This window comes from Paraburkholderia dipogonis (genome assembly GCF_042680985.1).
Lineage (GTDB): Bacteria > Pseudomonadota > Gammaproteobacteria > Burkholderiales > Burkholderiaceae > Paraburkholderia > Paraburkholderia phytofirmans.
In genome coordinates, this window is record NZ_JBHUFR010000018.1 from 281,846 (window position 1) to 297,375 (window position 15,530).

Genomic DNA, 15,530 nt, shown 5'->3' on the forward strand with positions numbered 1-15,530 from the left:
GCGTTTCACGCGCATCGCACCGAGGCCCGTGGCCCCGCAGATTCCGGGACCGCCGAACGGCGGCCCCTTTAAGAGGCGCTGGAAACCGATGTCCACCATTCCTTTCACCCCGATCCAGGGCTACCTGGCCATGCCGCGCCTGCGTCCGCTGGGTCATGTGCCGGCGTCCTTCGGCCGGGACTGGGCACTGCTCCCGCCAGGTTATAGTTTGCGGGCGGAACTCAAGGCACTTTACGCAGCCATGCTGCGCACGTTTTGCATGAGCGATCAGGCCATTCGCTCGCTTTGCCGATGGTCGCCGTCGGTAGAACGGCGCGCGACCGAGGCACCGGCTCCCGTGTTTGAAAAGCGCGTCGACGCGGCCGCGCAAATCGCCGCAGCCGCTGCGGCCGTACCGCCGATTCTGCCGCGTGTACCCGCAACCGGGGTACGCGGGCCGGGCCATCATTGGAGTGCGTTGGCAGGCGGCGCCTGCGTACTCGGCGGCACTGCGATGCTTGGATGGATCGGGTTCGATCATCTGATGCATCGCGACACCGCCACTCATATGGACTTCGCGGGCAAGGTCTCGTACGAACAAGATTCGCGGTCGGCGAAGGCTCTGCCGCTGGCCGCAGTCACCGCCCGCACGGTGGATAACGCAGCGGCACGCACGTCTGCGGCAGTCGCGGCATCAACGCCCGCGTTCTCGAATGCGGCGCCTGAGTTTGCGCGTGCGTCTCGTCCCGCGGCGGCATCGGTGCCGGTGCCTGCTTCGAATTCAGCGACCACATTGCGCTTCGCTTCGGCCCATGTCGTCGCCGATAAAACCGTCTCACATCGCCGCCAGCCCGTCCGCGAGGAAAGCCGCAAGCAGGTCGAACAAATTCATCCGCGCACGGCGCGGTTAGCCGTCGCAAGCCAATCGCCGCACGCGACGACCAGTGGCACTCAGGTGCAACGCAGCGCGCCCCCAGAGGTTGCAGTAAATGCGTCGCCAAAGCTTTCGGCTGCCGGAGCCTATTCGCCGGTCGCTCCGGCTCGACTCGGCGTCGACGAATACGCGGGCGTATCCATGTTCGCCGCGACACACGTCCGCGACATTGCGCCAATGCCGCGCACCAGTTCGTCAAACAATTCGTCCAGCGCCAGCGGGACTGAATGGATGAACCATCTTTCACAACGACGCCTGACCGATGTTCCGGATCAGTTTGCGAAGTAAGCACGACACGATCACATAGACGTGGCGTAGTACAAAAAAAGCGCGGCCATTCACCCACGAATGGCCGCGCTTTTTGCGTTCATGCATTTACTTCTGAACCGGCAATCCAATTTCAGTTTGCCGCTGCAGTTGCATCACTTCGCCCTGCACCTGGCGCAACTGCGCTTGCGCTCTTTCCTTCTCAGCATGCAGCGCAACCGCTTCGCCTTGCGTTTGACGTTGATAGTCGTTGACCTTGGCCTCTTGCGTGCGAGCCACGTCAAGATCGGCTTGCAGGCGTTTCGCGCGATCTTCGGACATTGCAATCACGTCTTCGATATACGCCTTCTGCGCCTGCAACTGCGTGCGGCGAATCTCGACATCCGCGAGTTGCGCTGTCTGCTGGGCAAAGCCCGCATAGATCGCTTCTGCGCGCGCCATGTCCTCGGTCTTGATCACACGCCAGAAATGCTTGTCCTGAAATAACGCGATGTAGTACGTCATTTCCCGCGGATGGAAAAACAGACTGGCGCCGTAACTGCCGTTATACGTGGTGCGCAGTTCGCTCAGCTTCGCGTCGTGAATCATCTGCATCAGTTCGGCGACATTGCCTTGCGCATCGCTGGCCGTGGGCGAGGTGGGCGACGTCGTCGACGCTCCTGATGCAGCGTTGCGCAGCGCGTCGGCGACGGGTTGCGGCGTCAGGGTATTGATGGCCGGCCGTGTGCCAACCAGCGGCGCGGCCTCGTCGGCTTGTGCGGCCACCACGAACCCGCCCTGCTGCAATAGCGCACACGAGGTCGCGAGCAGCATGGCGCGCCGTATTAATAAGGGATACTTCATACGCGCATGCTCCATGCAAATCCAAAACAGCCGCAGATTATCGCGCGGATTCGCCTTTAAGCGAAGCATTCCAATGTCACGCTGACAGACTTTAAATCGAGATAAATAGCTGACGATTGATTTGACCAAGCCGGCGCGTCATCGCGAAATAAACGCGTGCGGATGAGACGAAAACGCGATGTTCCGTCTCGTGCGGATGGCTTTGAATTTAGGTGCGGGTTATGCGAACTCAGCCGTAAGCAGATTCGCAATATGGAGATAGAGCGCCGTGCAGTGAGATACGCGCAGTTCGGTCAAGAAAAAACTCGCATTCCTGATTATCCATCTCGATAACGAGCTGTTTCCGACTTCAAAAACTGGTGCTGCCGCATGGATCGGCAAGCCGATGCGAAAGTCGAGCGAGAAACGAATCGGAAAACAGCAAGAGAAAAACGCAAGAGGCGCACCGTTGCAAACCACAACGGTGCGCCTCCAACAAACTGCCTGCCCGGCCATCCAATCCCGACTTGCCAGCCAGCGCGTGTTAGAACCGCGTCTCGCGCGCGACACGCAGGAACGTATCGAGCAACGGCGTGCAGTCGAGCAACTCCGGCCCGCCCGCGCGATGAAACTCCGGGTGCCACTGCACGCCCATCACGAACGGCGCGCGCCGGTAGCGCACGGCTTCGATGATGCCGTCCGACGCCGACACCGCTTCGATATTGAGATCGCGGCCGAGCGTCTTGACCGCCTGGTGGTGAATCGAGTTGACGATCGCATCTCGCCGGCCTGGGAACATGTTGGCGAGCGTCGAACCGTCGGGGAAATGAATGCCGTGCCGATGCTGATCGTAGTTCTCGTTGACGTGCGTGGCCGCGGTCGGCACGTCGGTGGCGATGTCCTGATACAAGGTCCCGCCGAACGCCACGTTGATCAGTTGACAGCCGCGGCACACGCCGAGCACCGGCTTGCCCGACTCGACGAACTCATGCAGCAGTTCGAGCTCGTACATGTCGCGCACGCGGTCGCCAGGCCATTCGTGACTGGTAGCCTGTTCCGCGTAGGACTGCGGCGAGACGTCGGCGCCGCCTTGCAGCAGCAGGCCGTCGAGATGCTTCGCGTAGTCGCGCAAGCGGATATTGCTCGGATGCAGCATGCCCTGATGACCGACCGTCGGAATCATGAACACCAGCACGTCGCGCGACATCACCCAGTGCGCGATCGATTCCTCGAGATACTGCAAGGTCTTGCCGCGCAGTCCCTTCGCGCCCGGCTCGGGATGGAAAATACGCGCCGATACGCCGATGCGCAGCGTGCGTTGCGTGATCCGCTGGCCCGCGCGATCGAAAATCTGGCGCGCGCGCGCCGCGACGATGCGGCCAAACACGGTCCACGCCGAATCGTTGTGCTTCAGATAGCGCGGCGGCGACGGCGGCAAGGCGTTGGGCGGCGGCGGGTTCGAGGCCGTGAAGTCAGGCGCCGCGCCGAACCCGGGTGGCGGCGAGCCCGCCCGGCGCTCGGTGGAAGCCGGGATCTCTTCGTTCACTGTCACGTCTTCGACGGCGCCGACCAGTTCGCCGTCCACAGGTTCGCTGCCGCCGACAGTCGGCGACGGTCTCATTGCATGGACGCCGGCGCGGCGCGCGTCCCGTTCATGAACCTCCGCTTCCTGCTTCGCGGTGGATGCGGCGGCGGAGGTGCGTGCTTCGGCGGCATCGCGCTGCCGCGCCTTTTGCGGATCGGTGGGCGTGACCGCCGACGCGCTGTCGGGATCGTCCGTCGACGATCGCACGGCGGCTTCTTCCGCAGCCGGCGTTGCGGTGGACGCAGCGGACGTCGAGGTGGAAGCAACATCCGGCGGCGTCACGTCCTTGATCGGCGACTGGATGGCATCTTCGTGCGAGAGGGGTAGCGAGGCCGCCGGATCGGGCGGCACGGAGCCGGCTATCGACGCGCCGGGCGGAGTGCCGGACGGCGCGGGCGACGCCGAAGGCGGCGTGGAGTTGCCGGGCTTGCCGGCATTTTCAGGTTTGTTTTCGCTCATGACAGTCAGACAGGCGCCTTCCACGCGAACGAATGAATATGCCCTGATTATCCGCTAGCGGGCCAAGCGCCGCAAACCCGCACACAATTGCTCACATTGTTGCGGGCGTCGCGCGGAACTCGATTCGGCGTACTGCGCGGCAAGTCCGACTCAAGGATCCGGCTGCTCTTCGAAAGTTTCACGCAAGGCGATCTGCATGGCCGCGTGGATTTTCACGCACCAGCGCCACACCAGCGCCAGCAGCAACGCGGCGCAAACCAGCACCGCGGCGAGCAGGCCGGTCGGCGGCAGGATGCCGCCGGAAAGCGCCGCGACCAGCAGAAACACGCCGACCATCGAGACCACCGGCACCAGATCGGAAATCGCGTAGCGGATCGCGCTCGTGAAGCGCCCGGCCGTCGCCGGCTGCACGCTGACTTCGGCGAGCAGCAAGGCAAGCGACTTGAGCTTGCGATACACGGCGACGAGAAACGGCAGCGACACGACCAGCGCGGCGCTCCATAACACCACGCGCTGCATCGGCTCGGAACTCAACCAGTGAGCGAGCCACGCGCTGGTATAAGGCGCGCTATACGACACGATCAGAAAAATCGCGGCGACCAGCGCCAGATTGACGGCGATCTGCAGAATGATCCGCCGCGTCATGCTGAACAGCGTGGGTTCGCCGCTTCCCGTGCTCAGGCTGCGCAACCATTGCCCGTACATGCCGAATACGTTTGCGAGCGTGCGCGGCATCGCGTGACCGAGGCGCTGCGTCAGCGGGTCGGCGGCGCGAATCAGATATGGCGTGAACAGCGTGGTCAAAGCGGACACCGCCACCGCGATCGGATACAGAAACGCGCTCGTCACCTTCAGCGTCAAGCCGAGCGACGCGATGATGAACGAAAACTCGCCGATCTGCGAAACGGTCATGCCGACGCGCATCGCCGTGCGCCCGTCCTTGCCTGCGAGGAAGGTGCCGAGCCCGCACGACACGATCTTGCCGACGATCACCGCCACCGTGATCACCGCGATCGGCCACGCGTAGTCGACCAGCACGGCCGGGTTCAGCATCAAACCGATCGTCACGAAGAAGATCGCGGAAAACGCGTCGCGCAGCGGCGCGATCAGATGCTCGATCCGATGCAGATGGCGCGATTCGGCCATGATCGCGCCGATCAGAAAGGCGCCGAGCGCGATGCTGTAATCGAGCTTCACGACCAGCAGACAGAAGCCAAAGCAGAAGCCGAGCACGGAGACGAGCAGCATCTCGTCGCTCTTCGCCCGCGCCACATAGTTCAAGGCGCGCGGGACGAGCAAAATGCCGACCACCAGCGACACCGTCATGAACAGCAGCAGCTTGCCGAGCGTGACCATGGCGACGCCCGCGCTCAACTGCCCCGTCTGCGCGATGCCCGACAGCAGCACCAGCATCGCGATGGCGAGAATGTCCTCGACGATCAGAATGCCGAACACCAACTGCGCGAAGCTCTCGCGCTTCAGGCCCAGTTCGGAGAGCGCCTTGACGATGATGGTGGTCGACGAGATCGCGAGGATCGCGCCGAGGAACAGCGAATCCATCGAACTCCAGCCAAACGCGCTGCCGATCTCGTAGCCGATCCATAGCATCAGCACGATCTCCGAGAGCGCCGCGACGATCGCCGTCGCGCCGACCTTGAAGAGCTTGCGCAGGCTGAATTCGAGGCCGAGCGAAAACATCAGGAACACCACGCCGAGTTCGCCGAGTGTCTGGATGGTCTGCTCGTCGTGGATCAACTGGAACGGCGGCGTGTATGGCCCGATGATCACACCGGCCGCGATGTAGCCGAGCACCACCGGCTGTTTCAGGCGATGGAACAGCACGGTGACGACGCCGGCGAGCGCCATCACGACCGCCAGGTCCTGAATGAAGCCGATGCCATGGTGCATGAATACGTCCCTTACAAAAAGTAATCTTGAAAACGCAGTTTAGCAAACGAACGCGACAACCCGCCTCGCGTCGACGTTCGGAGGACATGGCGCTGCCGCCAAGCCGCGCATCTCCCGCGCGCCTTCCGGAAGAATGTTTTTGACACGCTGGACTCATGTGAAATATCACAATAATATTTGTTGCATATTTTCTTTGGAGTCGAGCAATGCAGCAGGTGTCCTTCAACGTTGTAGACCGTTCCGGCGGCAGCCGCGCCGAGATCGCCGAGGTGAATCGCCTGACCATTGCCGGCTGGGCCGGCCGCGATCAGGCCGCGATCGAGCATCACATCGCCGAATTGGCCGAACTCGGCGTGAAACGGCCCTCCACCACGCCGTTGTTCTACCGCCTCGGCGCGGAACTGCTGACGCAGGCCGAGCAGATCGACGTGGTCGGCGTGAAGTCGAGTGGTGAAGCTGAATGCGTGCTGGTGCAGACAAAGGAGGGCTTGCTCGTCACTGTGGGCTCGGATCACACCGACCGCGAAGTCGAGGCCTACGGCGTGACTGTTTCCAAACAGGTCTGCCCGAAACCCTTGGCCCGCGACGCCTGGCGTTTCGACGATGTCGCCGGCCACTGGGATCAGCTCGAGCTACGCGCTTTCACCGTCGCCAGCAACGGCGAGCGGCGTGTCTATCAGCAAGGCAGCGTGGCATCGCTGCTGCCGGCCGCCGATCTGCTGACACGCGCGCCGCTCGCGCCGGGCGCGGCAATGTTCTGCGGCACGCTGGCGGTACAGGGCGGCATCGTCGGCATGGCCGACGGCGACGCGCTCGAACTCGAATTGCACGATCCCATCCTGAACCGCACGCTGCGCCACGCCTATCGCGTGCGCGCGCTACCTATCGTCGAATGAGGCATCCATGAACTCCCCTTCGCTATCCGCCGCCGACGCGTCTTCCGACGCGTGGCTCGAAGCCGCCGCCTTGCGCAAGATCACGTGGCGCATCATGCCGTTCCTGTTTCTCGTCTACGTGCTGTCGTATCTGGACCGCGTCAACATCGGTTACGCGAAGTTGCAGTTCACCGGCGACCTCGGCCTGACGAACGCGGCGTACGGACTCGGCGCGGGGATCTTTTTCTTCGGCTACTTCGTGTTCGAAGTGCCGAGCAACCTATTGCTCAAAAAGTTCGGCGCGCGCGCCACGATTGCCCGCATTACGATGCTGTGGGGCCTGCTGTCGTGTCTGATGATGTTCGTGCGCACGGAAACGACGTTCTACGTGCTGCGCTTTTTCCTGGGCGTCGCCGAAGCCGGCCTGGTGCCGGGCGTGGTGCTCTATTTGACCTTCTGGTTTCCGTCGGACCGCCGCGCGCGCATGGTGGCCGTGTTCATGGCGGCGATTCCGGTGGCCGGCATTATCGGCGCGCCGTTGTCGGGTTTTCTGATGTCGGCGCTGCACGAAGCGCACGGTTTGCGCGGCTGGCAGTGGATGTTCCTGATCGAAGGCATTCCGTCGATTCTCGCCGGCTTCTGGGCGCTCGCCGTGCTGCGCAACACGCCCGCCGAAGCCGCCTGGCTCACCGACGACGAGAAGCGCGTGATCCTCGGCCGTCTTGCGCGAGAAAACACCGCGGCCGCGGCGGCCGGCGCTGAACATAGCCTGGCCGTGGCGTTGCGCTCGGGCCGCTTCTGGCTGCTCACGCTGATCTATTTCTGCCTCGTTACCGGCAATGCGGGTTTCTCGTTCTGGTTGCCGCAAATCGTCAAGGATCTCGGCGTGACGAACCTCGTCACCAATGGGTTCGTTACCGCGATTCCGTATCTGGCGGCGGGCATCGGCATGATCCTGATCGGGCGTTCGTCGGACATCACCGGCGAGCGGCGCTGGCACTATGCCGTGTGCTGCTTCATCGGCGCAGCGGGCCTGCTCGGCAGCGCCTCGGTGACCAACTCGATTCCGCTCGCCGTCACCGGTTTGTCGATCGCGTATATCGGCATCCTCGCGGGCTTCGGCATTTTCTGGTCGATGTCGACCACCTTCCTGCAAGGCACGGCCGCCGTCGCCGGAATAGCGGTGATCAACTCGATCGCGAACCTCGCCGGCTATGTGAGCCCGTATGTGCTCGGCATCGTCAAGGACGCGACGCATAGCGTGACGTTCGGGCTCGTGCTGATCGCGGGAGCGCTGATCGTCGGCGGGCTGGTCACGCTGATGATGCCGCGCGTGAAGGTGCAGCATGCGGCGGCGGCCGCGCCGAGCCGCGCCTGACGGACGGCGACAGTGACGCAACGCGCCGCACGGTGCGCGAGCCGGAGCCGATGCGGGTCGATCACCCGCTGCCTGCCCGACCCGCGCCGCTATGTGCGCAAAACCTTGCTCTACAATGCGGACGACATCGTCCGCTGCCACTTCACATGACGCTTTTGCAGACCGCCCGCCCTTCCCCGCCCGCCCGCGCGACCGCCGCCGCGAGTCTCGCCGAGCAGGCGTATGCGTTCGTCAAGCGCGAGATCATCACCATGCGCCTGCGGCCGAGCGAGGTGCTCAACGAAGCGGAACTGATGGCGCTGACCGGCATCGGCAGGACGCCGGTTCATCAGGCGCTGCACCGCCTGGTACACGAAGGCATGCTGACCATCATGCCGCGCAAGGGCATCATGGTCCGCCCGGTTTCGCTCGACGACGTGCTGGCGATCATCGACGTGCGTCTCGTCAACGAAAGCTATTGCGTCGAACTGGCCGCGCGCCACGCGCAACAGCACGACTACGACGCGATGCAGGCGCTGCTGGACCGCTCGGCCGTGTGCGTCGCGGCACACGATATCGAAGGCATGATGGATATCGACCGCGAGTTTCATCTGGCGATCTCGGCCGCGTCGCGCAACCCGGTGCTCGCCGACATTCTGCGCGGGCTGCACGAGCGCTCGCTGCGCTTCTGGTTCATTTCGCTGTCCGAGCCGCATCATCTGGAAGACGTGCACGAGGAACATCTCGAACTGTTCGGCCTGCTGCGCGAACGTGACGCCGAAGGCGCGCGCCAATCCGTGCAAAAACATATCGAAGCGTTCCGCGCCACACTCTTCAATCGTATCTGATCGACCGCATTCAAGCCCGCCCATCCAGGCTCACGCATTCAGCTCACCGACCGGCTTCGCCGGGTTCAACCGGACTTCTACCGACATCATGGCCACTGAACTCACGCCCTTTCCGCCACTAGCCCAACTTGCCGCCGACCTCGCCGCCGGACGCACCACGAGCCGTGCGCTCGTCGAGACCGCGCTCGAACGGATCGCCGATCCGGCCGGCCAGGGCGCGGCCGTCTTCATGCACGTCGACGCCGACAGCGCCCGCAGCGCCGCCGACGCTCACGACCGTCTGCGCGCCGCCGGCACTGTGCTTTCGCCGCTCGCCGGCATTCCGGTGTCGGTGAAAGACCTGTTCGATATCGAGGGCCAGCCGACTCGCGCCGGTTCCACCGTGCTCGCCGACGCCCCCGCCGCCAAGGCGGACGCCGTCGCGGTCGCGCGTTTGAAGCGCGCGGGCGCAGTGCTCGTCGGCCGGACCAATATGAGCGAGTTCGCGTTTTCCGGACTGGGTCTAAACCCGCACTACGGCAATCCGCTGTCGCCGTACCAGCGCGGCGTGAAAGGCGACGAGCGGATCTCGGGCGGCTCGTCGTCGGGCGCCGCCGCTTCCGTCGCGGATGGCATGGCGGCCATCGCGCTCGGCACCGACACCGGCGGCTCGATCCGCATTCCGGCGGCGCTGTGCGGCCTGACCGGCTTCAAACCGACCGCCGACCGGATTCCCAAACAGGGTGGCGTGCCGCTTTCGTCGACGCTCGATTCGTTCGGGCCGATCGGCGTTTCCGTGGCCTGCTGCGCGTTGGTCGACCGTATGCTGGCCGGGCTCGAGCCGCGTATTCCGGCCGCCCGTCCGCTGGAAGGCGTGCGCCTCGGCGTGCTGACCAATTTCGTCACGGACGGCGTCGAACCGGCGGTCGCCGCGGCAATCGACACGGCGCTCAAGCATCTGGAAGCGGCCGGCGCGATTGTCACCGAAGTGCGTTTCGCACCGCTCGACCGTTTGCCTGAGATCAACCGCTTCGGGTTCTCGCCGATCGAGGCGTACGCGTGGCATCGTCCGCTGCTGGAAAAGCATCGCGACCAATACGATCCGCGCGTGCTGGTGCGCATTCTGAAGGGCCAGCCGGCCAGCGCCGCCGACTATCTCGACCTGCTCGCCGAACGCGAGGCGATGTTGGCCGAAGCCGCCCGCACGCTGTGGCAACGTTTCGACGCGGTCGTGGCGCCTACGGTGCCGGTTGTGCCGCCGCGCGTCGCCGACCTGGTCGACGACGACGCCTTCGGCCGCACCAACGCGTTGATCCTGCGCAACCCGAGCGTGTTCAACTTCCTCGACACCTGCGCGCTGTCGCTGCCGTGCCATCTGCGCGGCGACGCGCCGGTCGGCCTGATGCTGGCCGGCGCGCCGCACGCCGACGACGCCCTGCTGGCCATCGGCCGCGGCGCCGAAGCGGTGCTCAAGGCGATTCGCTGATCAAGGGACGCCAACGCGCTAGATCGGGAAATACGCCGTAAAAGCAGGATAAGCGGCGGGGCGGGGGTTCGCGCTAGAATCGCGGGCACCCGCCCTTTCCGTTTCGAGACAGCCACACGATCCATGAATAACGACACTGCAATGCTGCGCCGCGAGCGCTCCCTGCTGGTTCTGCTTGGCCTGATCTGCGTCGCCCTCGTGGGTGGCGCGCTGTATCTGCAGTATTTTCTGCACGAAGACCCGTGCCCGTTGTGCATCATCCAGCGGTATTTCTTCCTGCTGGTCGCGATCTTCGCGTTCCTCGGCGCGCGTTTTAACAACTGGCGCGGCGTGCGTCTGCTGGAAGTGCTGGCGGCCTTGTCGGCGCTGGCCGGTATCGTCACGGCCGTGCGTCACGTGTATGTTCAGGCCAATCCGGGCTTTAGCTGTGGCTTCGACGCACTGCAGCCGTTGGTCGACAGCTTGCCGCCCGCGCATTGGCTGCCGGGCGTGTTCAAGGTCGCCGGCCTGTGCGAAACGGCCTATCCGCCGATTCTGGGTCTGACGCTGCCGCAATGGTCGCTGGTCGCATTCGTGGTCGCTTTCATCCCGCTGGTGCTGACGCTGGTTCGCAACCGTCGCCGGATCGCCTGACGGGGTTCTGCCGCCCCGCGTTCGCCACGCTGAACAAGAAACGCCGGATTTCGTCCCGCCGAGTGCGGCGGCGCAAAATCCGGTGTTTTTTCGTCCCGAAGCCCCGCCGTTGCTGGTTTCTGGTCCGCCAGACCATCCATCTCCCCCGTAGCGCCCGGCCCCGTCTGGCTTCTCCTCTTCCGTCCCGATTCACGCAACTTCCCGCCGTAGCGCGAATCGTACTTATCTCATGACCGCTTCCGAATAAGCTTCATGCGACACGGGAAATCTTTTTGGGACAAGGTAATGCTATCTTCGGAACTGGATGGCGATCTACGTGCGCGAGGCCGGCTTTGGCGCGACCCCATGCGTAACGCGCGCCCGGTCCGCAGTGTCTTCTGGATTCGCCATGACAACGCAAACCATCCGCTTTTATCACCAGGGAGCCGTCCGTGAGGTCGCGGGCGTTCCTGCGTCGCGCACCGTGCTCCAGCACCTGCGCGAAGATCTGCATTGCACCGGCACGAAGGAAGGCTGCGCGGAGGGCGACTGCGGCGCCTGCACGGTCGTCGTCGGCGAACTGGACGCGCACGGCGGCCTCGCTCTGAAAGCGGTCAATGCCTGCATCCAGTTTCTGCCGACGCTAGATGGCAAGGCGCTCTTCACCGTCGAAGACCTGCGCGCCGCCGACGGCGCCCTACACCCCGTGCAACAGGCCATGGTCGACTGCCATGGTTCGCAATGCGGCTTCTGCACGCCCGGTTTCGTCATGTCGATGTGGGCGCTGTATGAAAATCAGCCGGCCGCCGCCGGTCTGCCCACCCGCGATGAAATCAACGCCGCCCTCTCCGGCAATCTGTGCCGCTGCACCGGCTACCGGCCGATCGTCGAAGCTTCGCAGAAGATGTTCGACTATCCGAAATACCCGCGCGTAACGCTCGACCGCAAGGCCGTCGTGGATCAGTTGCGCGAACTGCAACGGCGCGACACCTTCGAATACCGTGCGCCCGACACGCGCGGCGCGGCGTTCGGCTCACCCACCTTTCATGCACCCGTCTCGCTCGACGCATTCGCCAAGCTCCGCGCCGATCATCCGCAAGCGCGGCTGCTCGCCGGCAGCACCGATGTCGGCCTGTGGGTCACCAAGCAATTCCGCGATCTCGGCGACATTCTGTATATCGGCAACGTCGCCGAATTGAAGACGATCGAGCGCGACGCGCAGACGCTGACGATCGGCGCCGCCGTCACGCTCGAAGATGCGTATGCGGCACTCGCCGTCGACTACCCCGAACTCGCCGAACTGTGGACGCGTTTCGCGTCGCTGCCGATCCGCAATGCAGGCACGCTCGGCGGCAACGTCGCGAACGGCTCGCCGATCGGCGATTCGATGCCGGCGCTGCTCGCGCTCGGCGCCGAAGTCGTGCTGCGTCACGGTCCGAAAACGCGCACGCTGCCGCTCGACGCGTTCTACCTCGGCTACCAGAAAACGGCGCTCGCGGCCGGCGAATTCGTCGCGTCGCTGCGCGTGCCGCGGCCGGTCGGCAACCTGCGTTTTCGCACCTACAAAGTGTCGAAGCGTTACGACCAGGACATCTCCGCCGTGTGCGCGGCGTTCGCGCTGCACCTCGGCGAACACGGGGTCATCGAGCAAGCGCGCATCGCGTTCGGCGGCATGGCGGCCACGCCGAAGCGGGCCGCGCAAACCGAAGCCGTCCTGAACGGCGCAAGCTGGGACGAAAGCACCGCGCGGCAGGCCATGAATGCGCTCGTCGCCGATTACCAGCCGCTCACCGACATGCGCGCGTCGAGCGCGTATCGATTGAAGGTAGCGCGCAATCTGCTGTGGCGCTTTCACCTCGAAACGCGCGATGACGCGCCGCTCGCCCTCTTCGACGTGAATGCGTTCGCGTTCGAAGCCGGCGCGCCCGACGCCGCCGTTGCAAAGGAGCCGTCGTGATGAACCGGACCGATGCTTTTGTCGAACACGCTGCCAGACAGGTCGCTCACGAGAGCGACGCGGCCATCGGCGTCTCGCTGCCGCATGAATCGGCCGCGCTGCATGTGAGCGGCGAAGCCACCTACACGGACGACGTGCCCGAGTTGCAAGGCACGCTGCACGCGGCGCTCGGCCTGTCGCGCCATGCGCATGCGCGGATCGTATCGATGGATCTCGACGCGGTCAGAGAAGCGCCGGGCGTGATCGCCGTGCTGACCGCCGAAGACATCCCAGGTGAAAACAATTGCGGTCCCGTACTGCACGACGATCCGATCCTCGCGGTCAATGAGGTGCTCTATCTCGGCCAGCCGGTGTTCGCCGTGATCGCCGAAAGCCACGAGCTCGCACGCCGCGCCGCCGCGCTCGCAAAGAGCGACGACGTGATCCGCTACGAACCGCTCGAAGCCATCCTCACACCCGCCGATGCCAAAGCCGCGAAGCAGTTCGTCCTGCCGCCGCTGCATCTGAAACGCGGCGAGCCGGATGCAAAGATCGCCGCAGCGCCGAACCGGATCAGCGGCACGTTCGAAGTCGGCGGCCAGGAACAGTTCTATCTGGAAGGCCAGATCGCCTACGCGGTGCCGAAGGAAATGGACGGCATGCTCGTCTACAGTTCGACGCAGCATCCGAGCGAAATGCAGCAGGTGGTCGCGCATATGCTCGACTGGCCGCAGCACAATGTATTGTGCGAATGCCGGCGCATGGGCGGCGGCTTCGGCGGCAAGGAATCGCAATCGGCCGTGTTCGCCTGCGTGGCCGCACTCGCCGCAAAATTGCTGCGCCGCCCGGTCAAACTGCGCGCCGACCGCGACGACGATTTCATGATCACCGGCAAGCGTCACGACGCGGTCTACGCATACGAAGCGGGCTTCGACGACAGCGGCCGCATTCTCGGCGCACGCGTCGAAATCGCGTTGCGTGCAGGCTATTCCGCGGATTTGTCCGGCGCTGTCGCCACGCGCGCTGTCTGCCACTTCGACAACGCGTACTACCTGTCCGATGTCGATATCGTCGCGCTGTGCTGCAAGACCAACACGCAATCGAACACCGCGTTCCGCGGCTTCGGCGGTCCGCAAGGCGCGCTCGTGATGGAAGTGATGCTCGACAGCATCGCGCGTCAGTTGAACTGCGATCCGCTCGAGGTGCGCCTCGCCAACTACTACGGCATCGGCGAGCGCGACACGACGCCGTACGGACAGCGCGTCGAGGACAACATCATCGCGCCGCTGACAGACGAACTGCTCGGCACCAGCGACTATCGCGCGCGCCGCAAAGCGATCGCGGCGTTCAATGCAGGCAGTCCGGTGCTCAAGCGCGCCCTCGCGTTTTCGCCGGTGAAGTTCGGCATTTCGTTTAACGTGCCGTTTCTGAATCAGGCCGGCGCGCTCGTGCACGTGTACAAAGACGGTTCTGTGCTCGTCAATCACGGCGGCACGGAAATGGGCCAGGGGCTCAACACCAAAGTCGCGCAGGTGGTCGCCAACGAGTTCGGCTTGCCGCTTTCGCGCGTGCGGGTCACGGCAACCGATACTTCCAAGATCGCGAACACGTCGGCAACGGCCGCGTCCACCGGCAGCGATCTGAACGGCAAAGCGGCCGAAGCCGCGGCAAAAACCATTCGCGCGCGGCTCGCTGAACTCGTCGCCAAACAACTCGGTGGCACGGCGAACGACGTGCAATTTGCCAACGGCGAGGTATCGGTGAACGGCGGCGCGATGCCGTTCGAACAGCTGGTCGGCGCTGCGTATCTGGCGCGCGTGCAGTTGTGGTCGGACGGTTTCTACAGCACGCCGAAAGTGCATTGGGATGCGAAAACGCTGACCGGTCACCCGTTTTATTACTTCGCGTATGGCGCGGCGGTGTCCGAAGTCGTGATCGACACGCTGACGGGCGAGTGGAAGCTCGTGCGCGCAGACGTGCTGCACGACGCCGGTCAGTCGATCAATCCAGCCATCGACATCGGCCAGGTGGAAGGCGGCTTTATTCAGGGCATGGGCTGGCTCACCACCGAGGAACTCTGGTGGAACCGCGATGGCCGTCTGATGACGCACGCGCCATCCACCTACAAGATTCCTGCGGTCAGCGACACGCCCGCCGCGTTCCACGTGCAGCTCTATCAGAACCGCAACGCCGAGTCGACGGTGTTCCGCTCGAAGGCCGTCGGTGAGCCGCCGTTGCTGTTGCCGTTCTCGGTGTTCCTCGCGATTCGCGACGCGATCGCGGCCGCGGTGCCGGATGCGCAAGAAGCGCCGCAGTTGCGCGCGCCGGCCACGCCCGAAGCGATTCTCGACGCACTGGACGCCTTGCAGCCGCAACCGGCAACGGAGCCCTCGACCACCGACACGACCGCGTGAAAATATAACCTCAAGGTCTGATGCGACACGAACGCGTGAGACCACACTCAACCGGCCGCACGGACACCC

11 protein-coding genes are annotated in these 15,530 nt (G+C 64.3%); 8 read left to right on the top strand and 3 right to left on the bottom strand.

Annotation, left to right across the window (positions count from 1 at the left end):
* The first annotated feature begins 28 nt into the window (after positions 1-28).
* On the top strand, positions 29-1,201 hold the full coding sequence (locus tag ACFSNN_RS24915) for a hypothetical protein (protein WP_377764947.1): 1,173 nt from the start codon (positions 29-31) through the stop codon (positions 1,199-1,201).
* An 87-nt stretch (positions 1,202-1,288) separates the two neighbouring features.
* Here the strand turns inward: ACFSNN_RS24915 and ACFSNN_RS24920 are convergent, their stop codons facing one another.
* The 3 genes from ACFSNN_RS24920 to ACFSNN_RS24930 form a co-directional block, all read right to left on the bottom strand.
* Positions 1,289-2,023, bottom strand: coding sequence for a DUF2968 domain-containing protein (locus ACFSNN_RS24920; protein ID WP_134458103.1), 735 nt, complete (start codon positions 2,021-2,023; stop codon positions 1,289-1,291).
* Positions 2,024-2,546: 523 nt separating this feature from the next.
* Positions 2,547-4,046: a type 1 glutamine amidotransferase gene (locus ACFSNN_RS24925; protein WP_134458102.1), complete on the bottom strand. Its 1,500-nt coding sequence runs from the start codon at positions 4,044-4,046 to the stop codon at positions 2,547-2,549.
* 150 nt (positions 4,047-4,196) lie between these two features.
* Positions 4,197-5,954, bottom strand: a complete 1,758-nt coding sequence (locus tag ACFSNN_RS24930) for a cation:proton antiporter (RefSeq protein ID WP_134458101.1) — start codon at positions 5,952-5,954, stop codon at positions 4,197-4,199.
* A 206-nt stretch (positions 5,955-6,160) separates the two neighbouring features.
* On the opposite strand from ACFSNN_RS24930, the gene ACFSNN_RS24935 reads away from it, so the two are divergent.
* The 7 genes from ACFSNN_RS24935 (at position 6,161) to xdhB (ending at position 15,461) form a co-directional block, all read left to right on the top strand.
* Positions 6,161-6,850 (top strand): DUF2848 domain-containing protein, encoded by a 690-nt coding sequence (locus ACFSNN_RS24935; protein WP_134458100.1) that lies wholly within the window; start codon positions 6,161-6,163, stop codon positions 6,848-6,850.
* Positions 6,851-6,857: 7 nt separating this feature from the next.
* The gene (locus ACFSNN_RS24940) at positions 6,858-8,207 is read left to right on the top strand and encodes an MFS transporter (protein WP_134458099.1); all 1,350 of its coding nucleotides are present in this window, start codon (positions 6,858-6,860) and stop codon (positions 8,205-8,207) included.
* Positions 8,208-8,353: 146 nt separating this feature from the next.
* Positions 8,354-9,034: a GntR family transcriptional regulator gene (locus tag ACFSNN_RS24945; RefSeq protein WP_134458098.1), complete on the top strand. Its 681-nt coding sequence runs from the start codon at positions 8,354-8,356 to the stop codon at positions 9,032-9,034.
* Positions 9,035-9,122: 88 nt separating this feature from the next.
* Entirely contained in the window at positions 9,123-10,499 is a 1,377-nt protein-coding gene (locus ACFSNN_RS24950) for an amidase (RefSeq protein ID WP_134458097.1), read from the top strand.
* Between the two features lie 123 nt (positions 10,500-10,622).
* The gene (locus ACFSNN_RS24955; RefSeq protein WP_134458096.1) at positions 10,623-11,132 is read left to right on the top strand and encodes a disulfide bond formation protein B; all 510 of its coding nucleotides are present in this window, start codon (positions 10,623-10,625) and stop codon (positions 11,130-11,132) included.
* A gap of 388 nt (positions 11,133-11,520) precedes the next feature.
* Entirely contained in the window at positions 11,521-13,068 is a 1,548-nt protein-coding gene (gene xdhA, locus ACFSNN_RS24960; RefSeq protein WP_208949504.1) for a xanthine dehydrogenase small subunit, read from the top strand.
* Positions 13,068-15,461: a xanthine dehydrogenase molybdopterin binding subunit gene (gene xdhB, locus ACFSNN_RS24965; RefSeq protein ID WP_134458094.1), complete on the top strand. Its 2,394-nt coding sequence runs from the start codon at positions 13,068-13,070 to the stop codon at positions 15,459-15,461. Before xdhA ends, xdhB begins: the two co-directional genes overlap by 1 nt.
* Positions 15,462-15,530: the final 69 nt, after the last annotated feature.

Coding starts and splice junctions, on each gene's coding strand:
- ACFSNN_RS24935 (WP_134458100.1), top strand. CDS start 6,161: ATGCAGCAGGTGTCCTTCAACGTTGTAGACCGTTCCGGCGGCAGCCGC.
- ACFSNN_RS24925 (WP_134458102.1), bottom strand. CDS start 4,046: ATGAGCGAAAACAAACCTGAAAATGCCGGCAAGCCCGGCAACTCCACG.
- ACFSNN_RS24920 (WP_134458103.1), bottom strand. CDS start 2,023: ATGAAGTATCCCTTATTAATACGGCGCGCCATGCTGCTCGCGACCTCG.
- xdhB (WP_134458094.1), top strand. CDS start 13,068: ATGAACCGGACCGATGCTTTTGTCGAACACGCTGCCAGACAGGTCGCT.
- ACFSNN_RS24945 (WP_134458098.1), top strand. CDS start 8,354: ATGACGCTTTTGCAGACCGCCCGCCCTTCCCCGCCCGCCCGCGCGACC.
- ACFSNN_RS24940 (WP_134458099.1), top strand. CDS start 6,858: ATGAACTCCCCTTCGCTATCCGCCGCCGACGCGTCTTCCGACGCGTGG.
- ACFSNN_RS24950 (WP_134458097.1), top strand. CDS start 9,123: ATGGCCACTGAACTCACGCCCTTTCCGCCACTAGCCCAACTTGCCGCC.
- ACFSNN_RS24930 (WP_134458101.1), bottom strand. CDS start 5,954: ATGCACCATGGCATCGGCTTCATTCAGGACCTGGCGGTCGTGATGGCG.
- ACFSNN_RS24955 (WP_134458096.1), top strand. CDS start 10,623: ATGAATAACGACACTGCAATGCTGCGCCGCGAGCGCTCCCTGCTGGTT.
- xdhA (WP_208949504.1), top strand. CDS start 11,521: ATGACAACGCAAACCATCCGCTTTTATCACCAGGGAGCCGTCCGTGAG.